The 25,048-nt window shown below is 47.0% G+C and carries 27 protein-coding genes and 1 pseudogene; 26 read left to right on the forward strand and 2 right to left on the reverse strand.

All coding sequences use genetic code 11. The annotated features are described in order from the left end of the window. The first annotated feature begins 134 nt into the window (after window positions 1-134). The 15 genes from PT300_04585 to PT300_04655 all read left to right on the forward strand — a co-directional run bounded on the left by PT300_04585 (window position 135) and on the right by PT300_04655 (window position 13,071). On the forward strand, window positions 135-473 hold the full coding sequence (locus tag PT300_04585) for an RAQPRD family integrative conjugative element protein (protein MDF7679927.1): 339 nt from the start codon (window positions 135-137) through the stop codon (window positions 471-473). After that, entirely contained in the window at window positions 473-715 is a 243-nt protein-coding gene (locus PT300_04590) for a TIGR03758 family integrating conjugative element protein (GenBank protein MDF7679928.1), read from the forward strand. The genes PT300_04585 and PT300_04590 overlap by 1 nt, the downstream gene beginning before the upstream one ends. A 39-nt stretch (window positions 716-754) precedes the next feature. After that, the gene (locus PT300_04595; protein MDF7679929.1) at window positions 755-1,141 is read left to right on the forward strand and encodes a TIGR03745 family integrating conjugative element membrane protein; all 387 of its coding nucleotides are present in this window, start codon (window positions 755-757) and stop codon (window positions 1,139-1,141) included. Between the two features lie 7 nt (window positions 1,142-1,148). Then, complete coding sequence (locus tag PT300_04600) at window positions 1,149-1,505, forward strand: TIGR03750 family conjugal transfer protein (GenBank protein ID MDF7679930.1); 357 nt, start codon at window positions 1,149-1,151, stop codon at window positions 1,503-1,505. Next, complete coding sequence (locus PT300_04605) at window positions 1,502-2,161, forward strand: TIGR03746 family integrating conjugative element protein (protein MDF7679931.1); 660 nt, start codon at window positions 1,502-1,504, stop codon at window positions 2,159-2,161. The genes PT300_04600 and PT300_04605 overlap by 4 nt, the downstream gene beginning before the upstream one ends. Before the next feature lie 32 nt (window positions 2,162-2,193). Next, window positions 2,194-3,066: a TIGR03749 family integrating conjugative element protein gene (locus PT300_04610; protein MDF7679932.1), complete on the forward strand. Its 873-nt coding sequence runs from the start codon at window positions 2,194-2,196 to the stop codon at window positions 3,064-3,066. Continuing rightward, complete coding sequence (locus PT300_04615) at window positions 3,056-4,558, forward strand: TIGR03752 family integrating conjugative element protein (GenBank protein ID MDF7679933.1); 1,503 nt, start codon at window positions 3,056-3,058, stop codon at window positions 4,556-4,558. The genes PT300_04610 and PT300_04615 overlap by 11 nt, the downstream gene beginning before the upstream one ends. A 13-nt stretch (window positions 4,559-4,571) precedes the next feature. Further along, window positions 4,572-4,997: a TIGR03751 family conjugal transfer lipoprotein gene (locus PT300_04620; GenBank protein MDF7679934.1), complete on the forward strand. Its 426-nt coding sequence runs from the start codon at window positions 4,572-4,574 to the stop codon at window positions 4,995-4,997. Next, on the forward strand, window positions 4,997-7,837 hold the full coding sequence (locus PT300_04625; GenBank protein MDF7679935.1) for a conjugative transfer ATPase: 2,841 nt from the start codon (window positions 4,997-4,999) through the stop codon (window positions 7,835-7,837). Before PT300_04620 ends, PT300_04625 begins: the two co-directional genes overlap by 1 nt. Next, a complete protein-coding gene (locus PT300_04630) occupies window positions 7,834-8,223 on the forward strand; it encodes an acetyltransferase (protein MDF7679936.1) in 390 nt (129 codons plus the stop codon). The genes PT300_04625 and PT300_04630 overlap by 4 nt, the downstream gene beginning before the upstream one ends. Window positions 8,224-8,376: 153 nt before the next feature. Next, a complete protein-coding gene (locus PT300_04635) occupies window positions 8,377-8,784 on the forward strand; it encodes a TIGR03757 family integrating conjugative element protein (protein MDF7679937.1) in 408 nt (135 codons plus the stop codon). Further along, window positions 8,781-9,773, forward strand: coding sequence for a TIGR03756 family integrating conjugative element protein (locus PT300_04640; GenBank protein MDF7679938.1), 993 nt, complete (start codon window positions 8,781-8,783; stop codon window positions 9,771-9,773). Before PT300_04635 ends, PT300_04640 begins: the two co-directional genes overlap by 4 nt. A gap of 11 nt (window positions 9,774-9,784) precedes the next feature. Beyond that, window positions 9,785-11,212, forward strand: a complete 1,428-nt coding sequence (locus PT300_04645) for an integrating conjugative element protein (protein ID MDF7679939.1) — start codon at window positions 9,785-9,787, stop codon at window positions 11,210-11,212. Window positions 11,213-11,221: 9 nt separating this feature from the next. Then, window positions 11,222-11,554 (forward strand): hypothetical protein, encoded by a 333-nt coding sequence (locus PT300_04650; GenBank protein MDF7679940.1) that lies wholly within the window; start codon window positions 11,222-11,224, stop codon window positions 11,552-11,554. Between the two features lie 2 nt (window positions 11,555-11,556). After that, window positions 11,557-13,071: a conjugal transfer protein TraG N-terminal domain-containing protein gene (locus PT300_04655; protein ID MDF7679941.1), complete on the forward strand. Its 1,515-nt coding sequence runs from the start codon at window positions 11,557-11,559 to the stop codon at window positions 13,069-13,071. 45 nt (window positions 13,072-13,116) lie between these two features. On the opposite strand, the gene PT300_04660 is transcribed toward PT300_04655, so the two are convergent. Next, entirely contained in the window at window positions 13,117-13,512 is a 396-nt protein-coding gene (locus PT300_04660; GenBank protein ID MDF7679942.1) for a hypothetical protein, read from the reverse strand. Window positions 13,513-13,728: 216 nt separating this feature from the next. On the opposite strand from PT300_04660, the gene PT300_04665 reads away from it, so the two are divergent. The 9 genes from PT300_04665 to PT300_04705 all read left to right on the forward strand — a co-directional run bounded on the left by PT300_04665 (window position 13,729) and on the right by PT300_04705 (window position 21,980). Further along, window positions 13,729-14,292, forward strand: coding sequence for a hypothetical protein (locus tag PT300_04665; GenBank protein MDF7679943.1), 564 nt, complete (start codon window positions 13,729-13,731; stop codon window positions 14,290-14,292). A gap of 100 nt (window positions 14,293-14,392) precedes the next feature. Continuing rightward, entirely contained in the window at window positions 14,393-15,076 is a 684-nt protein-coding gene (locus PT300_04670) for a hypothetical protein (protein ID MDF7679944.1), read from the forward strand. 891 nt (window positions 15,077-15,967) lie between these two features. Further along, window positions 15,968-16,870: an integrase domain-containing protein gene (locus tag PT300_04675; GenBank protein MDF7679945.1), complete on the forward strand. Its 903-nt coding sequence runs from the start codon at window positions 15,968-15,970 to the stop codon at window positions 16,868-16,870. Further along, complete coding sequence (locus tag PT300_04680; protein MDF7679946.1) at window positions 16,867-17,460, forward strand: hypothetical protein; 594 nt, start codon at window positions 16,867-16,869, stop codon at window positions 17,458-17,460. The genes PT300_04675 and PT300_04680 overlap by 4 nt, the downstream gene beginning before the upstream one ends. A gap of 437 nt (window positions 17,461-17,897) precedes the next feature. Next, on the forward strand, window positions 17,898-18,329 hold the full coding sequence (locus PT300_04685) for a hypothetical protein (protein ID MDF7679947.1): 432 nt from the start codon (window positions 17,898-17,900) through the stop codon (window positions 18,327-18,329). A gap of 107 nt (window positions 18,330-18,436) precedes the next feature. After that, entirely contained in the window at window positions 18,437-19,012 is a 576-nt protein-coding gene (locus tag PT300_04690) for a hypothetical protein (GenBank protein ID MDF7679948.1), read from the forward strand. Between the two features lie 72 nt (window positions 19,013-19,084). Further along, window positions 19,085-20,143 (forward strand): zincin-like metallopeptidase domain-containing protein, encoded by a 1,059-nt coding sequence (locus PT300_04695; GenBank protein ID MDF7679949.1) that lies wholly within the window; start codon window positions 19,085-19,087, stop codon window positions 20,141-20,143. 107 nt (window positions 20,144-20,250) lie between these two features. Further along, window positions 20,251-21,186 carry a DUF1281 domain-containing protein gene (locus PT300_04700; protein ID MDF7679950.1) on the forward strand — a complete coding sequence of 312 codons (936 nt, stop codon included), beginning with the start codon at window positions 20,251-20,253 and terminating at the stop codon, window positions 21,184-21,186. 110 nt (window positions 21,187-21,296) lie between these two features. Continuing rightward, a complete protein-coding gene (locus PT300_04705) occupies window positions 21,297-21,980 on the forward strand; it encodes an N-6 DNA methylase (GenBank protein ID MDF7679951.1) in 684 nt (227 codons plus the stop codon). A gap of 123 nt (window positions 21,981-22,103) precedes the next feature. Here the strand turns inward: PT300_04705 and PT300_04710 are convergent, their stop codons facing one another. Further along, window positions 22,104-22,829 (reverse strand): hypothetical protein, encoded by a 726-nt coding sequence (locus PT300_04710; protein ID MDF7679952.1) that lies wholly within the window; start codon window positions 22,827-22,829, stop codon window positions 22,104-22,106. 317 nt (window positions 22,830-23,146) lie between these two features. On the opposite strand from PT300_04710, the pseudogene PT300_04715 reads away from it, so the two are divergent. Both PT300_04715 and PT300_04720 read left to right on the forward strand, forming a co-directional pair. Further along, window positions 23,147-23,599: pseudogene (locus PT300_04715) on the forward strand (ATP-binding domain-containing protein). Next, window positions 23,596-25,047 carry a TraI domain-containing protein gene (locus PT300_04720; protein MDF7679953.1) on the forward strand — a complete coding sequence of 484 codons (1,452 nt, stop codon included), beginning with the start codon at window positions 23,596-23,598 and terminating at the stop codon, window positions 25,045-25,047. Before PT300_04715 ends, PT300_04720 begins: the two are co-directional and overlap by 4 nt. The last annotated feature ends 1 nt before the right edge of the window (window position 25,048 follow it).

The raw sequence follows: 25,048 nt of genomic DNA on the forward strand, positions 1-25,048 counted from the left end.
CTGATTTTAAGCATTATATGAGGATGTTAACTCTCCAGACAAAAATTTGCAGAAAAGCAAAAAGAGTTTATCGCTGACTCGCGAATCAACTCAGATCATCCTATATGCACCTTTCAACACGTAATGAGGTGTATATGAACCATCCCCGTCAAGCCTGGCGATATGTCAGCCTACCTGGCATCACTGGCCTGTTGTTGCTGGCTATATTATCCACGACGGTACAAGCCGCAGAAAAAGATGAGCTGGCCTCTGCCCAGCGTCAGTTGGATCAAGTACAGGCCGCGTTTGAACGTGCCCATGTGGCAGCGGCTCAGGCCGATCCTGCTGAGCAAGGGCGTTTCTTTTTTGACTACCGTCAGGCCACATCTGATCTGAACACTATTCGTACCGGTATTGACCGTTATCTGGAGCCCTCCCGCGCCCAGCCACGGGCTTCATCTGTTAGCGGAAATTATCGTCGGGAGTGCCCCTGATGGCAATGTCCTCTGCACAATCCGCTGCTTTTGACGTGGCATCAGGCAATATCGATGCCAGTATCCTCTACCTCGTCTGCATTGGTGCGCTGCTGGCCTTCCTTTTTTTATGGGTAGCATGGGCACTGTCTGATGTGTGGAATGGGTGGAGTAACAAGAATGTCAGAGATGCAGCATTAAGCCGTTTCGCTATTCGAGCTGTGCTTTTGCTGGTTATGAGCATCTGGATGTTTGCCAGCTAAATCAAGTAGTTTGAATTAATCAATTTCTGGAGAAAAGTTATGTATCACTTTATGTCGGTGATCACCCGTCTGCGTCGTGATGTTAACCGTATGCTGACTCGTATCGGTACGCTGATGTTGTTTTGGGGGCTGAACTGTCAAGCTGTACTGGCTGGTCTGCCTACCATTGAGCCTCCCTCCTCAAACGGTGGTAGTGGCCTGATGGGGCAGATCAAAGGTTATTTACAGGATGGTGTCGTTATTGGCGGACTGGTGATAGCCGCTATTGCGTTCATTAATGTGGCAAACGCTGCGATCAATACTTTCGTCGAAGTCAGAGATGGGAAATCTACCTGGTTTAAATTTGGTTCCATCGTCGTGGTGGGGGTGGTACTGCTGGTTGCCGTCATCTGGCTGCTGACCAAGTCAACCAACATCATTCTCTGAGGTGACCATGCCGACCATTCGCTTTTTACCTGATCGTCTGAACAGTGAGCCGGTGGTCTTTCGCGGCTTTACTACTCCTGAAATGGGGCTTGCCGCTCTGTTCGGTGTGGGCACCGGGTTGCTCCTATCATTGCCATTTATCCCGTTAGCTGGCTGGGTCATCGTACCAACCGGCATGTTAGTGACACCACTACTGGTTATCGGGTTCGGTGGTCGATGGATGCGTCGTATTAAACGTGGTAAGCCAGAAAACTATATCTGGCAGCAACTGGAAATGTTTAAGCGTCATCATAATCTGGGTAATACGACGCTGATCATTGATGCCAGGGGATGGTCACTGAAACGAACCGGGAGAGAAATATGAGCCATTTTCGTCATGCAGTAAAAGACAGGGATCAGCATATTCAGACGTTGCGTGCCGCCTGTGGCGTGCTGGCGTTTTTTTTGTTAATAGCCTGTGCTGGCTGGATGCTGGCACCACGCAATCTGACTATTCACAATCCCCCCGATTTGCGCACGGGCAGTACCCGCCCGTGGTGGGAGATTCCGCCTTCATCGGTATATGCCTTTGCTTTCTATATTTTTCAGCAGATCAATGCCTGGCCGAAAAACGGTGAGGTGGATTATCCGGCAAAAATTCACGCATTGTCAGCTTATCTGACTCCCGCCTGCCAGGCATACCTGAATGCTGAGGCCGGGAAAAGGAGTAATGCGGGTGAACTGATTGATCGTGTTCGTGTGGTGTATGAAATTCCCGGCCGGGGATATCAGCCGAAGAGTGTCAGCGTCAATGGCAGAGATAACTGGGTGGTGCGTCTCGATCTGGTTGCGGATGAGTATTTTCATACCGAACCGGTAAAACGTGCACTGGTTCGTTATCCACTGAAGGTGGTGCGCTGGGAGGGCGATGCGGAACGTAATCCGTTTGGTCTGGCGCTGGACTGTTATGACGGTATGCCGCAGCGTCTGGAGGCCGCATTATCGACAGATATTGCCGCGAAATCAGGAGTATTTCAGTGATGGGAATCCGTAATGATATCTGTGTCGGGTTGATGGCGTTATTCCTGCTCTCTCTGGCCAGCGAGCCAGCACAGGCCGACGAGTTAATGAAATGGGAGCGTGTCCCGTTGCAAATCCCGTTACAGGTGGGACAGGAACGAGTCGTCTTTGTCGATAAAAATGTCCGGGTAGGTTTTCCTCCGGCACTCAATAATAAGCTGCGTGTACAGAGTACAGGCGGTGCTGTCTATCTGAAAGCCGATAGCACGTTTCCACAGACACGAGTGCAACTGCAGGATGTGGAAAGTGGTGAAGTTATTCTTCTGGATATCACCGCCGGTGAAAAAGGCTCTTCTGAGCCTGTACGTCTGATCTACAGTGGTGAAGTGAACACGATCAGTAGTACGACCGACGTTTATCGTCAGGCGGAAAGTCATCGTATTCCGTCAGGAAATCGTGATGACGATATGCAGGCTAGACGTAAAAAGGAGAAGTACAGCGCGCCTGTTCCGGTATTACTGACTCGTTATGCCGCACAAAGCCTGTATGCACCACTACGCACCGTCGAAGCCGTGCCAGGTATCCGCCCGGTCAATCCACATCTGTCCGGGCGTATTACCACACTGTACCCATCTGAAGCGGTAACAGCTATACCGCTGGCTGCCTGGGGGGTAGCAAATCGTGCAGTGGTAGCCATCCGCCTGCAAAATACTACCCGTCACAGGATTGTTCTTGATCCCCGTCTTCTGCAGGGACAGTTTGTTGCGGCGACATTTCAGCATCGCTGGCTGGGTCCGGAAGGGTCACCGGAGGATACCACGACGGTTTATCTGGTGACCGGCGCCCGACCGGAAACAGCTTTTGTGACTGAACCTGTGCGTAAAGTAACCCGCATCAGCAAAAAGGAGACGGATCATGCAGATTAAGTCTAATGCTGTAGTGAAATTTATTGTGCCAGCCGTGGTGGTTGCCGGTCTGGTGGTGGGACTGAAAAGTTGTAAGGGGGAGTCACCATCAAAGAATGCCTCAGAGAGTACATCGGCAGAAGTATCAACAGTATTGAACAATCTCTCACCGGATGAGCTTAAGGTCCTCGGTGTGGAAGGTGATACATCGCAAGATACCTTGCGCACACTGATTGGCAGGCTGAACGACGTTCGTGATCGTCAGAAAGTGCTGGATAAACAGAACACAGATTTACTGAAAGAGAACGAGCTATTGCGTAAGCGCGGAACCAATGTATCCGGTCAGGTTAATGAAGCCGTTGATGAATTACGCCAGGAGTATGACAAACGCCAGCAACAGCTACAAAGTGAGCAGAAAAGCTTGCTAGAGAAAGTACAGGAATTGACTGAGCAGCTAAAGCATCCAGGCAGTGAGACGGCGAACAATAGTGATATTCCGCCCGGGATCGGCCTGGATGGTCTCGGCAGTAGTCTTCATGGTACAGCGACACCGGGCAATGATGGGCTGATATGGGTATCGCCAGAGGATCAACAGATTAGCGATCCGCGCGATGTTGCCAGTGGTAAGGCTTCACTGCAGTTTCCCACCTCGTTTCTGGACAATAATCCGCTGACCCGACAGAAAGCAGCCTATGAGCAGCAGGCTAAGGGGTATTCCAGCGAAAAGGGCGCACAGGAAACAGCCGAACCAGTCTATACCTTGCCGGAAAACTCAACACTGGTGGGGAGCCGGGCAATGACGGCACTACTGGGGCGTATTCCGGTTAATGGTACCGTGACAGATCCGTACCCCTTTAAGGTGCTTATTGGCAAAGATAATCTGACGGCAAATGGTATTGATTTGCCTGATGTGGAAGGGGCGATTGTCTCCGGCAGCGCCAGCGGCGACTGGACACTCTCCTGCGTGCGGGGTCAGGTGAACAGTATTACCTTTGTCTTTGCTGACGGCACAGTTCGTACCGTACCTCAGCCGGACGCTAGCGGAAAAAATACCGGTAACGGCAATACGCAGAATAAAACCGGTACTGACGGAGGCATCGGCTGGATTTCGGATAATGACGGTATCCCCTGTATCAGCGGTACCCGCAAGTCTAATGCGTCAACCTATCTGCCTACTCTCTTTGCGCTCTCTGCAGCCAGTGCGGCCGGAGAAGCTTTCAGTGAAGGACAGTACACCACACAAAATAATGTTAACGGCATCTCCTCCACCCTGACCGGCAGTGCTGGTGAAGCGGCAATGGGAAAAGCCCTTTCCGGCGGGATGAGCGAGACCACGGAGTGGGTGAAACAACGTTATGGTCAGACCTTCGATGCGATTTATGTACCACCAGGCGCGAAGCTGGCGGTACATATCACACGCCAGCTTGCTATCGATTATGAAGATAATGGTCGCCGGGTACGCTATGACTTCGTGTTACCCGCTGATGCCAGTGACAATGATGGTCTGGATTAAGGAGCCAAACAGAATGATTCAGAATAATGGTAACCGGCTGATTTCAGCTCTCTGGATAGTGACTTTATTACTCAGTGGCTGTTCAACAACAAAAGAAGAAATCCTGCCCACTGGTGAGCATACCATGCTGGAACTGTGGAATGGCGCTGAAGGTGAAGGCAACAGCGCCCGCCAGTCGGCGGCAGCAAGGGAAACATTGCGGCGTCCGCTCACTGACGATGAGCGGCAAAAGGTCATTCAGGATGATCAGAATTACAGCCGGACGCAGGAGAGTGAAATTTCGCAGCAATTTTCCCGCTTGCCTAACCCGGATATGGTGATGTACCTGTATCCTCACCTGGCGGGTGGTAATATGCCTGTGCCGGGATATAGTACAGTGTTTCCCTTCTACAGCCAGACACAGTATGCGATGCCTGGCGAGCGTACGGAGGCACTGTGATGTTCTCTCTTTTTAATCGTAAAAAAGCGACTCATCAGAATAGTCCGGTGGAGGTATCAGCCGAAGCGTGTGCTTCCTCTTTCGCTGTTAATGGTCGTGAGCCACTGATGCGCCCAGGACAAATGACCCGGCAGGATGAGGCAAAAATTTATCACGCCAATCCATCCATCATTGATTATCTGCCGTGGGTAGAATTCCTTGATGAAGAACAGTGCCTTCTGCTTGAAGACGGTATTTCAGTCGGTGCGATTTATGACGTCACGCCAGTGGCCACGGAAGGGCGCACAGACGAACGTCTGGAGCAGATCCGTGATACGGTAGAAGACGCGCTCCAGGATAGTTTTGACGAGCATGATGAGAATCCGTGGGTGGTACAGTTTTTCTGCCAGGATGAGGATGATACTGAGGCTTATCTGAACCACTTACGTGGCTATGTAAAACCCCATGCCCGGCAAACCGAATATACTGAGGCCTGGCTAGCTGAAATGAGCCGTCATATTCGCAACATTTCCCGGCCAGAAGGGCTGTTTACCGATGCACTGGTCACCGGGCAACCGTGGCGTGGTCAGCAACGCCGTACCCGGATGGTGATTTATCGCTGGCTGGGCAAGGCTTCCCGTGATCCTATGCCACCTGTAGCGATGCTGAATCAGGTCAGCGATCGGGTGGTCAGTGCCCTGGGGGGGGCGGGTATTCGCTGTACCCGGCAGAATGGCCTGCAGGTACATAACTGGCTGCTGCGTTTGTTTAATCCCTCTCCTGACTGGGTGGATAAATCCATACTGTACCGTCAGGCGGCCTATGCTGATCAGCGAGATATTCCGGATGGTATATTGCCCGTCAGCAATGATTTCGCTGAAACGTTATGGTTTACCCCACCGGTGTCCGATCTGGAAAATGGTGTGTGGTGGATAGACAATAAACCGCACTGTGCGCTGCCAGTTGAAAGATTGCGTACCCCTCCGGAACCTGGCACCATCACTGGCGAACAGACTCGCGGTGAGAAAAAAATTAATGCACTGATGGATATGTTTCCAGAAGGCACCCTGTTGTGCATGACGATTGTCATTCAGCCACAGGATCGGCTGGAAGAGCAATTTAATCGCCTGTCGAAAAATGCTGTCGGGGAGAATACCGAATCTGTTCGTGTCCGTCAGGATGTAAAAACAGTGAAAGAGTGCCTGGGAAACAGGCATAAGCTATATCGTGCTGGTATGACCTTCCTGCTACATGGTGACAATCTGGATAATCTGCAGCGTAAACGTCTTGAACTGACGACTGTCTTGTTAGGCGCTGGTTTGCAGCCAATTCGTCCGGAATTTGAGGTGGCACCATTAAATAGCTGGCTACGGGCATTGCCGATGTGCTTTAACCCGGACAGCGATAAAAAACACTGGTACACCCGACTGACCTGGGTGCAACACCTTGCAGGACTGTTGCCGGTTACCGGACGGGAAACCGGCACAGGGAATCCAGGGTTTAGCTTTTTTAATCGCGGTGGCGATATTCTGACATTCGATCCGCTAAACAAATATGACCGAACCCAGAACGCGCATCTGCTGTTATTTGGGCCGACGGGGGCGGGTAAGTCGGCTACGTTGTGCTATGCCTTTTCACAGTTGATGGCAGTTCATCGACCCCGCTTGTTTATTGCAGAAGCGGGAAACAGTTTTGGTCTGCAGGCTGATTATTTTGCAAGCCTCGGTCTGTCTGTTAACAAAATAAGTATCAAACCAGGCAGTGGTGTAAGTCTGCCGCCGTTTGCTGATGCGCATAAACTGGTTGAAGAAGGACTGGCAGTCCATTCCGTTGATGAAAGTGAGCTTCCCGATATTGATGCTGACAGTGACCAGGAAGACGAAGATAAACGGGATATTCTCGGTGAAATGGAGATTTCAGCCCGCATGATGATAACAGGCGGTGATCCGAAAGAAGAAGCTGAGATGAAGCGTGCTGACAGAGCGATGATTCGCGAAGCGTTGTTAATGGCCGCTCATGCGACATACAAAGAAGGCCGACAGATGTTACCTGCTGATTTACAGAGCGCATTGTATAGCCTCGCAAATGATGACGGTCAGAATGTTCGCAGTGCTTCACGGCAGGCAAAAGCCTCTGAGATGGCGGAATCACTGGGCATGTTTACCCAGGCAGGTAGTTTTGAAGCAGAGCTGTTCAATCGTGAGGGCGAACTGTGGCCGGAGGCAGATATTACTCTGGTGGATTTAGGACATCTGGCGCGTGAAGGCTATGAAGCGCAGATGGCGCTGACTATGGTCTCAATGACCAATATGATTAACAATATTGCAGAGCGTGATCAGTATCTTGGCCGCGACATTGTTTTCGCGGTGGATGAAGCGCATATCGTGACAGTCAATCCGCTATTGTCACCGTATATGACAAAAGTGGTTAAAATGTGGCGAAAGTTAGGTGCCTGGTTATGGCTGGCCACACAGAACCTGAAGGATTTTCCGGATATCGCGGAAAAGATGCTGAATATGGCGGAGTGGTGGGTCTGTTTGACCATGCCACCGGAAGAAGTCAAAGATATCAGCCGGTTTCGGGCGTTAACGCCTGAACAGGAAGCGGTTCTGATTTCAGCGCGTAAGCAATCAGGTTGCTATACCGAAGGGGTCGTACTGGCGAAGCGTATTGAAGCGTTATTTCGTGCTGTTCCTCCCAGTTTATATCTTGCACTGGGGATGACAGAAAAAGAGGAAAAGGCCGAACGTCGGGCATTGATGCGTGAGCATCAATGTAGCGAACTGGAAGCAGCGAAGCTGATTGCCCGTAAGCTGGACAAGTTGCGCGGACTGGCTAACGAGGAGATCACGACAGTATGATAACGTTAAAGTATTTAACTCCTCACGTTGCCAGCAACAATGCTCACCTGAACAGTAATGTATTCACACTACTGCCACAGGGTGAACCGGTGATATCTGCGATAACAAAAGCAAATCTTCAGCGACTGGGAAAACATATCAAACAGCATCTGATAGTGCCATTAACGGTGACATGTCATCCACATCGGGTGGGGTTACACAGTTGTGTAGCAGTTACTGTAACGGGGCGGATCTGTCAGCAGGTGAATATTCTGATCACAGTGAATGGGCGGGGAAGCTGGCCAACGGAAGAAGAGTATGACCATCCACGATGGTATATCACCGTGGCGGATGCGGCGGATCTGGTTTATCTGGTGTTGTGGCTTAATAGTTTGATTGTTCACTAATGAAAGCCCCGTCATTCAGGACGGGGTTTACCTGTACAAAATCTTCTCATAAAACCCGCGATTAATTTCTGATATTGCATTTTTAGTTTTTTGCAGCTTTTCACATGACTGACGAGCACGCTGTCAGGCGATATATCTGACGGAGTTGTTCTCATGAAATGGCAAGCTTTTATCATATTTATATTGCCGGTGTTATTACCGGTATCGGTTATGGCTGGCACGGTAGTCTATACCACTCGCCAGCACTTACCTGTAAATCTTTCTCCAGATATCGCAATGGTATTGCTGGATGAGCCTGAGCACCTGCAGACGAAAATATTTGGTCAGCTTCCGGTTGATCCAGACCAGGCAACTGAGCAGGTGAAACAGGTGATTTCTTCCCCCGGGTGGCAACAAAAACAGCAGCAGCTGGTGACGGCCTATCACCAGCTGGTACATGCCTGGGAGCTTGGTATCCACAAAGTTCCCGCTGTTGTTTTTAATGATCGCGATGTGATTTATGGCACAACTGATGTAGCGAAGGCTCAGGCGCTGTGGCTACAGGCAGGAGGTGGAAGATGAAACACCCTCCATCCCGGATCAGGAAAACACTTTGTTCCGCCGCTGTCGCGACTGTTCTGGCCACTGCGTCAATACCTGTCGCGCTCGCGGTATTGAATACGGCACAAATAACGGCCAGCGCAGTAACGCAGGACTGTATTAACTGGCGGGTAAGTGGCATCTGCTACTGGTTATTCTGTACAGCATTTGGCTGCAGTGTAAAAACGTCAGTAAAAGTCACTCATTTCATTCCGGAAGTAGTGGTATCGACCTACGTGGCACCGGGTGGAAATCCCTGGATAGAGATGGCGTTAGTCAGCCAGACGGCAAGTGGACTGGAAAATATCGCTACAGGAACACTATCCGGCGTGTCTGTTGGTGGCGCTAATCCGGCGGATATGAAGTATCAGGGACAGCGTAAATCCAGTATTCGCTTTAAATACGCAGATGCAATCGGGCATCCGTCCACGTCTCTTATCGGCGGCAGTATCGCGGGATATTCCTGTGACAGCGCTGCCATCCCCCTGATGCCGTATTTTCTCAGTACCCTGGATTCGATTGCATGGCGAACAGGTATTCCGGAATCACTGTATCCCGAAGCACTGATACCTGGTCGCCGGGAAATAGGTAATCAGATGTACGGAAACATGTGGGGTAATGTTTATCCGCGTTCTGGGTTTGTTAGCCAGACTGATGATGACAAAGCGTCAGCAGTGGTGGCACAGCGCGTGGCAGACATTATTACCCGCACAGGTCAGCCACATGTATATCAGGTGCTGAGGGGAACGCATCGTAATGGTTACTGGCCACCTGGGGAAGTTATGGAAAACACCGGCACTAAAAATCATAAGTGGCAGCGCCTGGCGCCGCAGATGACGCAAAGTTGTGCCGTATTTCCGGACGGCGAGCATAGTACCAGCAGTGATAACAACGAAGCTTTTGCACTATGGAGGCCTTATAGCTGCTGTAAGCGTATGGGACAGACATTCCTTAGAAGTATTGACTTTTGACGAGGTAAAACATGCATATCGAAAAATCTAAATGGGTAGCTAGCGCCGTATTCTTCCTGATCGGAATAGCAGGAACAGTATTAGCGGATATTTCACTGCCGCAGGTTAATAACAGTGCTTTGGGTTATGGAAAATCCGTTGATGGCGCAGTCTCCGATAAATTGTTTTATACCCTGGGCGGCGGGTCGGTGATATCGCAACCGGCAACACGCAATAATATGAAAAAACTGGGGCTAAATACCGAGTGGAGCAGTGATCTGATGTGTGGGAATTTTGATCTTAAAACCACAGTGGGCAATCAGTTAAATGGCGTCACAGACGGTTTTAAAAACTTGATGGGAGAAGTTATTCAGGGAGCAACGGGGGCGGTTGCCAGTATGCCAGCAATGCTGATCCAGCGAGCCAATCCCGGATTGTATGACATGCTGACTAACGGTGTATTGCAGGCGAACGTCTCGTTCGACAAAGCGCAGTTAAATTGCCAGAACATGGCGAAGAGAATGATGGATTTCAGTAATACCAGCAAATGGACTCAGCAGGCCATGCTGGAAGAGTACAAGTCTATTGTTAATAGCGGTGATACAGATGCTGTACGTATTAATGAGGCAGGGCGCAAGGCTTCCGGTAATAAAGGTAGTAACTGGATTGGTGGGAAACAGCGTGGAGGCACTGGTCAACCTGCAATTAAACCTATATACGATCTGGTAACTGCGGGGTTTAATATGATGAATGATTTGCCGGTAATCAGTACACAATCTGTTAGCAAAAGTAATTGTAACGGCGGTGTTTGCAGTAAATTTAGCAATTCTGAAGAGGCAGCGAAGGCCGTAGTGAAAGTATTGGGTGATAAATCATTACGAACCTGCGGCAATGCCTCGAAATGTATCAATGGTAAAGAAGATGATCAGCCGGGTTTATTTGTGGCTGGGACAGGATTTGCTCCATTGTTTGAGGAAGCGACAAAAGTTAATACAGAACAACTAGTAAAACTGGTTAACGGTACTGTGAAACCTACAGCTACTGAACTGGCAAAGCTGAAAACAGGCGGGATGCCAATAACAGCGAATGTTATCAGGGCGTTGCAACGTGATCCGGATAATACGGCATTAACGGCTCGATTAGCTGGAGAGTTGGCCATGTCTGACACAGTAGAAACAGCATTATTAATGAGACGGATGTTGATAACAGGTATGTCTGAGCCTAATGCCGCGTCTCATGAGGCTGCATTGCAGGAAGGAGAACGCCGTATTGATGCACTCGATCGCGAAATTATAGCATTGAAGAATGAAATGGATTTGAAACGCGAGCTGGCACAAAACTCGGTGCTGACTATTATCGAACGGGATAATCAGCGCGTTACAACAAATCCACAAATCCAGTCCGATGATAGTACTGATAAACATTTCAGTCAGATGCCAATGCCAGAAGATAGCAAATAAGGATCAGATATGTATCAGATGAATGGAAAGCGTATTTTTGTTCGCGCCAGTCTTACTTTGGTCGGTATGTCTATTTTTATATTCACAGCATTAATTATTGCTGGTACAGCTATGGAATATTCTGCTGATACTGCGGCATTGAATGCCTGGATATATGCGACTCGTTTTGGATGGCTGATATGGCGTCTGATTCTTTATATAGCTTTAGGATGGGGCATATGGAAAATTCATAAAGCGCCTGGTTTCCGGGATGAGTATCGGCAGCCGCTGCGACGGATATCTATTATCAGTCTGATGTTTGTTTTGCTATGCGAATACGCTTTGTTTAATCAGAGAAATTAACCATGACAACAAACAGTTATTTTGAATATTTTCTGACACTACTGGGCTGGGTAATAAACAATGGACTGTGGAATATTATGCTCAGTACCGGATTGTTTGCACTACCATTGGCTTTTAAAATTGTCAGCATCTGGTTAAAAGTTCGTGAAGAAGGCGAAGATGAAGGAAATAAAGGGATGTTGTCTTTGCCTCGGATCGAAAATGCGTTGTATGGCGCTTTTTTTGTGATGCTGGCCTGTTGTGTTCCTCTCGTTAACGTAAGCCTCAGCACGTTACAGCATGACACATCAAGAGCTAAGGTTTGTGGAACCTGGACACCGAAAGCGCCTGCGGAAAGTGGTTATTCGGGGATAGTTTCCAGTCTGGATAATCAAACAGCCGCAGTGCCAGTATGGTGGATTCTGGTTCACAAATTATCGAAAGGGATAACCCAGGCTTCAGTAGCTACGATCCCTTGTCGACCAGATCTAAGACAGGTTCGCTTTGAGGTGCAGCATACCCGTATTGCTAATAAGGCGCTGGCACAGGAACTGCAGGACTTCACTAACGACTGCTACTCACTGGCGTTATATGAATGGAAGCGGGCAGATGCGGGACGGAGTACTGATAAAGATATGCTGCGGGATATTGAGTGGATTGGCAGCACTCTGTTTTTAAAAAATTATTATCCCGATTTGCAGTCAAAGCTACCCCGGTCGACGTTCCCCTGGTCAGATAATCGTGATAGTGGTCGACCCAATACCGGAAACGGCGGATACCCAACCTGTAGTGAGTGGTGGGAAAGTGCAGATACCGGGTTGAAAGCCCGGGTAAAAGCACAGGCCAATCCAGATATGTGGTTACGGATATCGGCAGCGATGAAAATGATTGGCGCTGGGGGAACTTCTTATGAAGAAGCGGTACTGCGTCGCCTGGTAAGTCCGAGGAGTCTGACGGTTTCACAAAGCGGAGAGGTCTATGCCGGTTACGGCGGAAATGCTGATTTAACTCTGGATAATACTGTAGCACGTGTAGCAGCCTTTGGCGGAATGGCTTTGGGAAGTCTGGCCGCATATCCGGCATTTGATGCGCTGCGCCAGTCATTACCCATGGTTCAGGGTATTCTGCTGATGGCGATTTATATCATACTGCCGTTAATTTTGGCATTTGCGGCGTATGAGTTTAAATCTGTGATTACTCTTACCTTTGTAATATTCGCCCTGAATTTTATGACGTTCTGGTGGGAACTGGCTCGCTGGCTGGACAGTTGGTTACTGACCGCGCTGTACAGTTCGGATACCCACAGTCGGTTTAATATGATGGGATTACAGAACAGTTCCGATGATCTGATTATGGATTTTGTTATGGGGACGATGTTTTTTGTATTACCTGCTGTGTGGATGGGAGCATTGAGTTGGGCTGGTATTCATTTAGGGGGGGTAATTAGTAACAGTATTAAAGCTGGAACGGACAAAGTTACACAAGCAGGAGGTAAAGCCGCAGAACAAGCTGTTTCATCTATGATGAAAGGTAAATAAGTTAATTAGATGAGTATCATGAGCTGGATAGCGACTTACTGAAACTTAGTCGCTATCCGACCATGTACCATATGACTCTCCATAAGGGGCACCATCATCAATAGCATTTAATTGCTCGTAGGTTCTTTCAGCAAATGGATCATCATTATCATCTTTAGTTTCCCACAGTGGAACATCAGTTTTAGTTTTACCAAAAAAATATAATAAACAAACAATTACAATGCAGGAAGAGAAAATCATCCCTCCGATCACGGCACCAGCGAACAATAATAGTAAGATAATGGTTAACGGTATGTGACCAACCCACACCGGCAAACCGTGTTGTTTAGTGAAAGCAACACATCGTTGATCTCCAGCAGATGCGATTTTTTTTATTTTTTTCCAAAACGTTGCAGCATACACACCTCGTTGCCATGCTTTTTCATGTTGCGTTTTATGCATAAACATCCCCTCCTGTATACCCAACATACATCTTATACGCTTTTTTTGCTTGAGTTTTTGTTGATTTTTCCTAAAAAGATGGACTGTCAATGGAACGGCTGGTATTTTTTGTTGTGGGCTAACTATATATCACATAATATGCCAGTTTCGTGAAGGATGCAAAAAGGTAAAATTAATGACTCTATTTGCTTAAAGAGTGAATTTAAGGAGAGAAAGATGTTCAGTAATAAAATATTGATTGTCTGTACTGCCTCAATGCTTGTGTCAGCTTGCTCTATGGAAGAAATTTCATCAGCTAATAGAAAAGTAAGTGATGGTGCCTCTAATATCATGAATACGTTACGAGGTAATAGTAGTTCTAATGATAATGGAATGCCTTATCTGTCTTTGCCAAAGACTTCGAAAAAAGAGTCATCATCTAATAAATATGATTTACCTGTTGATGTGGATACTGCTGCTGCGAGACTAAAACGGCATTATCAATTTGTTTCCAATGATGAAGTAGATGCGATCAGAAAAAAAGATACTAATGGTGTATGGGTTGCTAGCGCTATGACTGATAATGGTCAGGAGTGGGAGTCGATGCCAGGAAGCTATTATAAAATGGGATCGGACTGGGGAGATCAGGATGATCATCTTACTATAGAGGTTGAGAAGAATGGAGTCGGGAGCCGACTTTATATTACCTATAGTTCATCCTCACAAAAAAGACTGGCAAGTGACAGTCTTCAGCAGTTAATGAAGAATATTAAAGATGTGGCCGAGGGGACAAAGCGATAAAACTGATGACGGAATATAGATTATATTCCGTCATTGCATGATGCATGCTTAATATATTGTAATTTTTACATATTATTAATTATTATTATCGGGAAATGTTATGAGCGAAAATGACAATGGTATGATTGATTATATAAAACTATTAAACAATCATGAATTAAAATATAAAGAAAAAATAAAATCTAATAAAGCAAGTAAACTTGATAAGATATTGTTTGTTTCTCTTATAGTTATGGTTGTTTTTTCATTTATTTTTATTGGGCTTTATGCGGCATTTAAACCTGATTACGACTTTTTAGCAACTATCGCTATTGTATTGATATTTGCCTCTTATGTGTTATTGTTTCTTATGCCTGCGGTTAAGGTTTATGATGAGCGTAAAGCGATAAAATATTTCTTTACAATGCCATTGAGTTCATCAGTAGAGCAAAATATAAAGAGTGAATCTATGATAGATAATGACTTTCTCCCGGAATTTATATTATTGGGAAAAGATACTCTTGAATTGGGGTTAATGGAAGTAAAGCATGAAAGAGAATTTTTGAGTAAAAGAATTGCACTTTTAATTGGCCCTGTTGATAAACTGGGGATTTTGCCAGGTATCATATCTATGGCTATAGCCATATCGAAACAAGCAGGAGTTTATAATTGGCTTATGGGATTGGCAAGTGGGTATATTGTTTTAATCATTATCTCGCTGATATTTTTCGATATCTTGTTTAAATATGACCGTATAATTGCTTTAACAGAACTTGCTTTATCACGATGTAAATCAAAGGAATAATTTGACCGACTAAACTTAGATTGCTAATATCGATAGCGTTGTAATGTCGCGGAAGCGACCACCAATGTTCCGTGCAGTCTGTGAGGAACGCCTTCGGGTGACTGCAAAAGAATTCTCCTGTAGCCTGGAAGGGAGAGCATATCGAATGTGGTACATCTGCGCACCTTTGAGAGCAGATATCGTCAATATAAGCGTACTACGACGTGGCGATGAGGGTTCCTTTCTCTTTGCTCAATGACACACCAGTTTGGCTGGTGCGCAACGAGCTGGCAACTTCCAGTCAGACGAACAGCGTCTGTGGAAGTCGTCTCAACAATCTGTTTATTCAGTGATACGCCCTGAGTTTCGTACGACTTTTGCATCGACCGGATAAGGCCATTTGGTACATTTGGCCTCTTACGGCGTTGCATTATGAGCACGAAACTGCGCGGCGTCACTTGTGTGCAAGCGAAGCGAACACCAAGTGACGCGCGCAGCGCATACCACTCAAACGCACGCACAGCGTGGTTTTCATCGTTTTCATACCATCTGACACATGCGTAGTCCGTGTTATTCACGGTGAAAACGTCTTCACAACAACGTTTACATGACGGATGACCCGTCTGAACGTCTCAATCTAATAAGGAGAAAATCGGCTCGATATCGATGGCGACACTACGGAAGTAGTGTTGGAGGCAGCTTGACGAATGTCAGCTCTGCATCAGCAGCGAACAGGTCAGAGACCTGTGGTGCCTCGCAAGAACTCAACATTTCGCCGCCCCAACGCACAGATATCAACTGAGACGCAGGAAGCGCAAAAATCACCATGTCATTGGGGTTGAAAACATGGAATACAGATTTCCCTGTTTTTGAGAAAACCGGGAAGTGTGTATTCCTTATGGAGATAATGTTGTGTCCAGATTCAGTAAGCAACTCAGTAAGCAACTTATTACCCTGGCGCGTCAGGGGCGGGGCAGTTTCAAAACTATTGCAGATCGTTCAAAAATAGCAGAGCGTTTTTCTGATCGGTTGCTAAAATTAAATATTCAAATCAGGGATGTAAAAAATATCAAGATATCGCATATCGAGAAATATATTCATAGTCGTCAGGCTGAAAACATATCATTACGTACATTACAAAATGAAATGTCAGCGATACGTTCAATCATGACGGCAGGTGGCAGGAGTAAGCTGGCAGATCCCAATCATGAAAGGTTGAGCAATCAGGTTCTGGGTATTTCAGGTGCTAATCGTGATGGGACAAAATCGCCAATTACGGATGAGAAGCTGATGTTGGTCATAAATCATTCATTGAAAAAGGATGAGGGTGTGGCACTGGCTATTCAGTTATCTCGTTATTTAGGGCTAAGAACCGAAGAAACTGTTCAGTCAGCAAAATCATTAAAAACATGGAAGCAGTCTTTAATTAACGGTAACGAGCGAGTGCGGATTGTTTTCGGCACAAAAGGCGGTCGACCACGGGAAACAACCGTTTTTAATCGGGAAAAAGTTTTATCTGTTGTAGATGCGGCAATAAAATATTGTAGTGAACACAATGGGAAGTTAATTGATAAACCATCTTTACATACTGCTATTGAACGTTATCGAAATGTCGTTCGTGAAGCAGGTATGGTTGGTAAAAATGCGCCTCATAGTTTGCGTTATGCTTATTCTCGTGATGCTGTTAACTTTCACGTCAAAAATGGCATGAGCCGAACGGAAGCAGAGGCATTAGTTTCAATGGATTTAGGGCATGGGGACGGCCGTGGTAGATATGTGAAACAAGTGTATTTCAGAGGAGATTTAGGAGAATGACAGTTTATAAGATAACTCATTATTATTCTTTCCTGAGTGACTTTTATGGTGTTAAAACGGAATTGACACTTCACGAGTTGAATATCAGATGTGCATATTTACAGCTATTATATTATGAACTACCCCTTATAAAGGGTGCTAAAGATAAGCTGAGAGAGAATGGTAGTGTAGCGTTACTTAAATCTGTATTTGATATTGAGCCGATTTATGAATATCAGAATTATTCGCAAAAACTGGATCTTTACGATAACTGGAATGATTATTGTGGTGGCCGACTTGATGATTATATGGATGAAATCAGAGTGATTGCAAGGTCAGGGGTATTTAAAAATCTGTTAAATATTATGCTTATTAATTGCCGTAGCTCTATCAATCGTTATCTTGCTCTTGCTGGAGAGTTTGAGCTGAAAAATTCAGCGGATTGGTTAAAAGCAGTAAATAATAATATCATCCGGCTTCAGCAACTGGTTGACGGTGGTGCCGTTGACCCGGAATGGAACTGGAGAACAATAGGTGAACCATCATGTACAGGACGTGTTTATGTTCATAATAGTAACAAACCTGATTTGCCATCAATATATGCGGTATGAAGATGTTTGTCGCAGTCGCACACAATAGCGACTGCGACTTGAAATCAGTAACGATTTATTGCTAATATTGACAAGCTAATCTGTCGCTAACGCGACCACTAATGTTTCAGCAGCCTGAGAGAAGCGCCTTCGGGTGGTTGCATAAAAATCACATCTGCGCACCTTTGAGAGCAGATATCGTCAATACAAGCGCACTATGACGCGGCGATGAAGGTTCTATAAACTTATCAGACTGTCAGAAATTGGGCTGGTGTTTCTCTTTTTTTTACAGGAGAAACGCAATGTCCAGAACTATCTGGCTTACTATTTCCCCGTGTTACAGACAGTTACCCCATAACATTTTCTCCTGAGGGAGAGTTTTTCTCGACGGAAGGCTTTTCTGTCAGCAGTTGAGCTACAGCTTTTTACTTTGACCCTGACGGGGATTTATCCCCCTGATGGGAAATAAATCCCCTTTTTTATTAATTATTAAAGAGGATTTATCTATGACTGCACATTTTTTACCAGCATATACCATTGAGCAGACGAATGCTGATCCGATGGAGATATGGCTAGAGCTCATTTTAGGCTCCAGTTCCGGTGAAATGGTGACGTTAAGTGGTTTAGACGCTCTACTTTACTGGGTCTGTGTCAATATGCCGGATTATAAGAGTGGTGTTCCTGATCAGGAACCGATATTTCTGTCCCCTGATCTTCTTATATTACTGCGTGATGATATCCGCAATGGCTGGTTCTCAGCATATAACGATGATCCAAACTATGGAGAATCGTTTCGCACAGAATTGCAGTTGATAGCCTTGTGGGCAGAATATTGCATCCGCACTCTGGATATGGAACGTGAACGCATTTTCCTGTTTGCAAGCTGGTAATTGCCTGTTCGTTTTAATATTTGAGTAGTGTTGTAACGCCGTCTGAATAACACCAACCCGACAGGGACACCTCCTGTCGGAGGTTCCTGTCTTTCAGGAGAGCGAATATGTTGCGTTTTTACGGAAAAGATCTGAAAGATGTTCTGACCGAGTCCTTAAAGAACGACAAACCTGTGATACTGAACAGTGATGTAACAGTGTCTTTGTCTGTTCAGGATGGCGAATATCAGGCATTTGCCGATAGATGTCATCCTGACAAGGATCAAGGCTGGGCCACCCTGGCTCCAGCACTGGTTGACAACACTGTTTTCACTAAATCTCTTGCTCTGACGGAAGGGCATATATGGGATATGTTAACGCAGAATCATCAACTGACCCTGATGCTTACCAGAGGCGATATTGCGGTATACAGTGGCGAACGGCGTTATGTGCCAGTAGCGGTTTATCGGGATTTAACCAACAGACTGCATGTCACAGCCAGCGGATATTTTGCTGCCTGCAATTGTAGCAGTGAGCTGAAATTCTGGCGTATAACTGCATTACAACTGCTTGCAGATGCCTGTCTTGTTGCGTGCCGTCATGCCAGGTTTACGGATCATCACCGGTTTTTGGTGGCCGCTCATCATCTGCAACGCCGGACAGAATGTGTTTCACCTGACGGGGTGCTGTTGCTGAGCGCCTGATTTAAATTCCACCCGCCTGCGGCGTACCTCACGCCCGCAGGGGAGGGGCACGCCAGTTTCAAGGAGTGCTCCATGAAAACGAATAACCGTAAAACCACCGCCACGGTCTGTAAAAAGCCGGTGGCACGCAAGACCTCCTTCGGCAAACGTTGCCACGCAGGAACGGTCGCGACGAATTCCCTTACTGGACGCTGCGATATTTACCGTCTGGTCACTGACCGGATCATTGTTGCGCTGGAAAACGGTCTGCCTCCCTGGCGACGGCCGTGGAGAAATGCGCAGCAGGGGATAAACACCCTGATGCCGGTCAACGCACTTACCGGTCGGAGCTACAGTGGTGTGAATGTTTTGCTACTGTGGCAGGCGGCTGAAGAGTGCGGTTTTACCAGCGATCGCTGGCTGACATATAACCAGGCAAAGGAGGCCGGTGGCCAGGTCCGCAAGGGCGAAACCGCCACGCTTGCGGTGATATATCGCGACTGGACAAAGCAGGCTGAAGACAGCAATGGCAACAAGTTGTTTGATGCTGACGGTAAGCCGCAGATGGAAACGGTGCCAATGTTGCGTCAGTTTCCGCTGTTCAATGTTGAACAGTGTGCTGATCTTCCCGACCAGGTGCGTGGCACTGCTGCTGTCATCCGACCACAGGAGGATTTCGCTGGCGTCAGTCCGGCACAGCTGCAGCAGGTCCTGTCTGTGGTGAACGCCACCGGCGTGCAGTTTTCACCCAGGCCGCAGAACCGGGCATATTACCGCGCCGCCACCGACCAGATAGTGCTGCCCCTGACGTCGCAGTTTGATACTGAGGGGAACTACTGGTCCACGGTGCTTCACGAGCTGGTGCATGCCAGTGGTCATGCGAAGCGACTGAACCGTGAAGGGATAACACAGACGTCAAAGCAATTTGGCGATCCGGTGTATGCCTTCGAGGAGTTGATAGCCGAAATCGGCAGTGCCTTTCTGTGCGTACATCTCGGGATAACCGGTGATTTGCAGCATGAAAGTTATGTTGACGGCTGGTTGTCAAAACTGAAGTCCGACAAAAAGGCGCTGTTCAGCGCCTGCCGACAGGCCCGGGAAGCGTCGGAATATTTGCTCGCGCCACTCAGCCTTCAGGCTGAAACGGCGTAATTAATCTACCGGATGACGACAGTAACCCAATCGTCACCCTCCCGTGAGGGCATTGTTCCTCACGGGACGATGCCCTCTTTGTTTACTGAAAAGAGGAGTATCAACTTATGTCTGAATGGTGCCAGAATCGTTTTGAAATTACCGGTAAATCTGTCTGTATTGATGTCTTGCTGCAATGGATAAATGGTGCAGATACACCACGTTATCGCCATGCCATACAACAGAGTATCCAGTTGTTTCTGGCAGGATATGTGGGGATACTGAAACCAGTGCGAACTGCATCGTATCCGCCATGTCAGGAACTGGTTCGTCATGGTGTCGGTCAGTCAACGGCTGTTAATCTCGCATTTGATCAATGGTTAGAGTTGTTACTGAAAGACACAGTACTGGATACGGAGATCGTCCGTCGGATTGATCGGTTATATCATCAGTCTGGTCTTGCTGCGCTAAAGTGGGAAAACATTCCTCGCGAATCGCAGAGCATCATGGCGACGCTGATAAAAAGGCAATATGTCGACTGGTTCGGTCTGGCCAGTTTGGATGAAGAGCCTGATATCGCGGAATGCTGGAAGCGTTTGCAACAATATCCGGAAAAGGCACAGCCTTGTGATCTGTTAATGATTATTCCGTCACGGCTGGCCACAGAGCTTAATGGTTCTGGTGGGCTACTGGCTGGGGTATCCACAACAGTGAGTTTTTACAGCCGTATTTATGGTACTGAATGGCCAGCTGGTCACAATGTGGATTTGTGTCGCCATACTCCGAATGGAGTCATCCTGCGGCTGGATTCCCCGTGGTATCCGTTATCAGGTGAAGTCATCGCAGGTATCTCTGCACTTTTTGAATGTGAAGTACGGCATACCTGGAGCGAGCCAGTTAGTGGTCTCAGTGGTTATAACTGTTATGATCTCGGAGAACATGTGGATGGTTATCGGGGATTACCGTCAGAAACACGACCATCAACTCCGACACTGTATCTGGTCAGCAACGAACCGCAATCTCCTGAATTCCAGACAGCGAGTTATAACGAGGTTCGGGGATAGTTTTATTCATTCACCGCACTGCAGTCATTACTGACTGCAGTTTTTTACCCGCAGGGGGACACTGTTCTCCTGGCGGGAGTATGTGTTCCCCTTTTTTATGGAGAATACATATGACAACTCTGACTGACCATAAAAAAGCATTTATCTCACTTTTTAATCAGACGGCACCATATCATCATCGTCACAAAGTATTTGAAGATTTTATCAGTTGCAGCGTTATTGCCCTGGAGAACAGGCTGTGTTTCAGTGAAAAACGGGAAAGCAAATATCTGCGAATAATCGGTGGTTATGAAAAGCCGGATATTGCCCGTATGGCACAATTATTGGCTCATGTGATTAATGGGTTGCAGAGTGGACTCTGTGATTTTCTGGGCAATATTTTTATGTTGCTGGAACTGGGAGATAAGTATCACAACCAGTTTTTCACTCCGTGGAATGTGGCCAGAATGATGGCACAACTACAACTGGGGGATGTGAAGGCGGTATTTAACGAAAAGCCTTTTATCACTCTCTGCGAACCTGCCTGCGGGGCTGGTTGTATGATACTGGCTTTTGCTGACGTTCTGAATCAGGCCGGTTATGCGGCGCATCGTTATCTGTGGTTTTCAGCGACAGATATTGATCCGATAGCGGCAGGAATGGCTTATATCCAGTTGTCGCTCTGTGGCGTTGCTGGCGAGGTTGTCATTGGTAACTCCTTGTATGACCAACGACGTCGTGTATTGCTAACGCCGGGGCATTATCTGGGTAACTGGCCTGTCCGCCTGCATTCACTGAGAAGTAAGGTTGCATAATTACGCCATAACGCTCCCGTCAGGGAGCGTTTTTATTTGTTGAATAAATCAAAGTTAACCAATGGAATGTAGACAGATTTCAGTAGGATATGCGGTTATCAAGTCAATATTTATTTGAATATATTATCCTGATTGAGGTGAGTCTACTAACCCAGTAGTAGGCTTTTGCGGATACATTACAGCATTGAATTTATAATGCCTGCGGGCACTGTGTAACGTATCATTAATAATTCGCGCGTTTGCACTTGAAAGCCTCCTCCAGGTAGACCATGAATGGTTGGAAAGATCGTCATGTGGCATGGAACAGATCTGTCTGAGTTCACGCGAAAGACGGATTGCCTTAAGACCAAGTCGGGATGATTGACTTTTAAGTTCTGACAGATAGCTATCACAGTCAGAAGGATTATCGTTATCATAAGCTGCATAAATTGACTGCAGGGCTTCCTGATGCAGAACAGGTAGTTGCCTCAACTGATACATAAGTTCCGGGGGAAGTGAACGCCAGTCCCCGGTTATTCTTTCATAACTAAACTCAGGTATCCCCCTATATTGGGGGTCTACATATCCAGACTCATGAGCTGGATCCACGCATCCTTGAGCAAACCGCTCAAGAAGACATACCAGTTCAGTCGCAATAAAATATCGTTCCCTCTGTATTTTATTGTCTGAGGCATTTTTTTCCCTATTCAGGGTAAACCGGTGCGTCAGCATCACTGCCCCAATCGCGGCCACGGCAGTAATTAATCCAGTAACTACGTTTCCCCAGATCCCCGTTCCCTGATTAATCACCTGCACTATCAATGGATGTGAAGCCACAGTTGCCAGTCCATCAGTTATATTATTCTGCATAAATCCTGCTCATTAATATGTACCGTAAGCATAGAACCAGTTTGCCATATAAAATACCTGGAAGCATTTATCTTAATATTGAGATTTAACCTAATGTGGACACGATCACTAACGTAAAACCAGGTGAATTTTAGATCAGGAGAGCATTTTTAATTTCATATCATGGGTAACTGGTTTTTCATAGCCAGAAGCTTCCCCGGATGACAGAGTGAGTGCTTTAACCGCCTCTCCCGGAGAATCGAATGAGCTGGAAAACCACACCAGAACAAAACGCCATCATCACATGGCAGGGTAATCAGCTTGTGGTCAATGCGTTTGCCGATATGCCCGAACGGATGCAGTCTCCCCGTCTCCGCTTGGATTACCGGGACTTTGAGGAATATTGCTCTATCGCGAAGGCGACACAGGATGTGGAGATGAATCAGGCTATCCGGTTGCTTGATGAGTATTTTCCGTTGCCGCAAAAGCTGGCCATCATGCGTCGGCATGTTGTAACGCATGAAAAGGATGCGCAGGTTACGGTTTCCACTGCACACCGCAGTAAAGGGCTGGAGTGGGAAGTTGTCGTACTGAATGAAGATTTTTGTGACATCACCGATCCGCTGCTCTCTACCGAAGAACGGCAGGACGAAATAAATCTGCTGTATGTGGCCGTGACCCGTGCCCGTAAATCTCTGGTACTGAATGAGTTGATGCAGTACCTGAAAGCTGACCACGAGCAGAAAAATGATGAACAGTGGATAGCTAACGACAAGGCAAGTGCTGAATGAAAAAGTTATCCGATAAAATCAGAACGCTTCTTTCCCGTACATCAGGTAATTCAGCGTTACCCGCCGCACCTTATGCTGCCATACCAACAGGTTATTTTCCGCCCGGCAACGCGGAAGAACTGGTAAGTTCTCCATTACGTCAGGATGCGTTGCAGAAAATCCGGCAGAATAATTCTCTGCCAGCGGAGGTCTATCAGAGGCTTTATTTAACCCCGGTATATATTTTACTTAAACGCATCCAGAATGTGCCTGCAGCAACGGAGGGACGCTGGGCCTGTACCGGTGGGTTGGGTGATTTATCTCTGCTTTTTACCGCTTACACAGTCAGACTGGCTCGGGGATATATGTTTCCGCCCGGTGCGGCACCAGAAGAACAGGCGTCTCAGGGGGGGATCTGGCAGGCGGTTATTTTCTGGTCTGCATTGTGCTATCACCTGCCATTGTTAGCCAGTCTGGAGGGAGAAACTATTGATGGTATTCGCTGGCAACCAGGTATTTCTATCCCTGATGGCCCTTATCGGTTCCGGTTTCGTTCAGCCCCTCCAGCTGCACAGGAGGCTTCTTCTCTTGCCACTCTGGTTGCCAGTCAACTGATACCCGCAGAAGCCATAAGCTGGCTCTCTGCCATTCCGGATGCGCTGTTTACTCTTGCTGATGCGTTCAGGAATGGTTCGCCTGAGATGCCTCTTATCCGAACTCTTCTCGAACAGGCAGCAGAAAAAGTCGATTCCCCCATGACGGAGACACTGCAGGGCTCAGTAGTTCCGAAGAATGATGAGTCACTGATTAAGACAGACTCTACAGCAGTAGATCTGGTGACGTCTCTGAATAGTACCGAAAATATCGGTATTCTTCAGTCACTACTGAATGAAGAAAAAATGGCAGAGCCACAGGAAAAAACTAATAACAACCACCCACTACATGTGGATACAGATATATTGCTGAATCTTTTTTCTGATGCCGAAGTGATTGATAAAGCAGACAGCGCTTTCACTGAGACAACGGATGAAGTGGAGATTACCGGGAAAGAGATCGCTATTGATTTTACTACAGTGAATCAAAGTGATACTTCTGCTGATACCCGTCAGCCAGGTGAACAGTTTCTTAGCTGGCTGACGGAAGGTATGGCTTCCGGAAATATTAGTATCAATCAGCATAACTCACGGCTTCATTTTGTTGCCGGATTTTATTATCTCTTAGTGCCGGATATTTTCTATCTCTTCATCAAAGAGACCGCCAGTGAGTATGACAGAGAGCTGTTGCAGTCTTCGTTCGAAAAGCTCCAGTTACATCGGGTCAGTAAGGGAAAGCGTTTTATTCGGGCAAAACTGTATATTTCAGAAGAAAAAAATGGAAAGTTTAGCAAGATAAATGGGTATCTTATCAGAGCTGGCCGTCTGACCAGAGACATATCACCGGAGGACAGCAAATATCTTTTCTTTTCTTAAG

This window comes from Enterobacteriaceae bacterium ESL0689, assembly GCA_029433525.1.
Taxonomy (GTDB): Bacteria; Pseudomonadota; Gammaproteobacteria; order Enterobacterales; family Enterobacteriaceae; genus JAQTIF01.

Bases quoted from the DNA above. Each gene is read 5' to 3' on its own strand.
- PT300_04585 (MDF7679927.1), top strand. From the start codon at position 135: ATGAACCATCCCCGTCAAGCCTGGCGATATGTCAGCCTACCTGGCATC.
- PT300_04590 (MDF7679928.1), top strand. From the start codon at position 473: ATGGCAATGTCCTCTGCACAATCCGCTGCTTTTGACGTGGCATCAGGC.
- PT300_04595 (MDF7679929.1), top strand. From the start codon at position 755: ATGTATCACTTTATGTCGGTGATCACCCGTCTGCGTCGTGATGTTAAC.
- PT300_04600 (MDF7679930.1), top strand. From the start codon at position 1,149: ATGCCGACCATTCGCTTTTTACCTGATCGTCTGAACAGTGAGCCGGTG.
- PT300_04605 (MDF7679931.1), top strand. From the start codon at position 1,502: ATGAGCCATTTTCGTCATGCAGTAAAAGACAGGGATCAGCATATTCAG.
- PT300_04610 (MDF7679932.1), top strand. From the start codon at position 2,194: ATGGCGTTATTCCTGCTCTCTCTGGCCAGCGAGCCAGCACAGGCCGAC.
- PT300_04615 (MDF7679933.1), top strand. From the start codon at position 3,056: ATGCAGATTAAGTCTAATGCTGTAGTGAAATTTATTGTGCCAGCCGTG.
- PT300_04620 (MDF7679934.1), top strand. From the start codon at position 4,572: ATGATTCAGAATAATGGTAACCGGCTGATTTCAGCTCTCTGGATAGTG.
- PT300_04625 (MDF7679935.1), top strand. From the start codon at position 4,997: ATGTTCTCTCTTTTTAATCGTAAAAAAGCGACTCATCAGAATAGTCCG.
- PT300_04630 (MDF7679936.1), top strand. From the start codon at position 7,834: ATGATAACGTTAAAGTATTTAACTCCTCACGTTGCCAGCAACAATGCT.
- PT300_04635 (MDF7679937.1), top strand. From the start codon at position 8,377: ATGAAATGGCAAGCTTTTATCATATTTATATTGCCGGTGTTATTACCG.
- PT300_04640 (MDF7679938.1), top strand. From the start codon at position 8,781: ATGAAACACCCTCCATCCCGGATCAGGAAAACACTTTGTTCCGCCGCT.
- PT300_04645 (MDF7679939.1), top strand. From the start codon at position 9,785: ATGCATATCGAAAAATCTAAATGGGTAGCTAGCGCCGTATTCTTCCTG.
- PT300_04650 (MDF7679940.1), top strand. From the start codon at position 11,222: ATGTATCAGATGAATGGAAAGCGTATTTTTGTTCGCGCCAGTCTTACT.
- PT300_04655 (MDF7679941.1), top strand. From the start codon at position 11,557: ATGACAACAAACAGTTATTTTGAATATTTTCTGACACTACTGGGCTGG.
- PT300_04660 (MDF7679942.1), bottom strand. From the start codon at position 13,512: ATGCATAAAACGCAACATGAAAAAGCATGGCAACGAGGTGTGTATGCT.
- PT300_04665 (MDF7679943.1), top strand. From the start codon at position 13,729: ATGTTCAGTAATAAAATATTGATTGTCTGTACTGCCTCAATGCTTGTG.
- PT300_04670 (MDF7679944.1), top strand. From the start codon at position 14,393: ATGAGCGAAAATGACAATGGTATGATTGATTATATAAAACTATTAAAC.
- PT300_04680 (MDF7679946.1), top strand. From the start codon at position 16,867: ATGACAGTTTATAAGATAACTCATTATTATTCTTTCCTGAGTGACTTT.
- PT300_04685 (MDF7679947.1), top strand. From the start codon at position 17,898: ATGGGAAATAAATCCCCTTTTTTATTAATTATTAAAGAGGATTTATCT.
- PT300_04690 (MDF7679948.1), top strand. From the start codon at position 18,437: ATGTTGCGTTTTTACGGAAAAGATCTGAAAGATGTTCTGACCGAGTCC.
- PT300_04695 (MDF7679949.1), top strand. From the start codon at position 19,085: ATGAAAACGAATAACCGTAAAACCACCGCCACGGTCTGTAAAAAGCCG.
- PT300_04700 (MDF7679950.1), top strand. From the start codon at position 20,251: ATGTCTGAATGGTGCCAGAATCGTTTTGAAATTACCGGTAAATCTGTC.
- PT300_04705 (MDF7679951.1), top strand. From the start codon at position 21,297: ATGACAACTCTGACTGACCATAAAAAAGCATTTATCTCACTTTTTAAT.
- PT300_04710 (MDF7679952.1), bottom strand. From the start codon at position 22,829: ATGCAGAATAATATAACTGATGGACTGGCAACTGTGGCTTCACATCCA.
- PT300_04720 (MDF7679953.1), top strand. From the start codon at position 23,596: ATGAAAAAGTTATCCGATAAAATCAGAACGCTTCTTTCCCGTACATCA.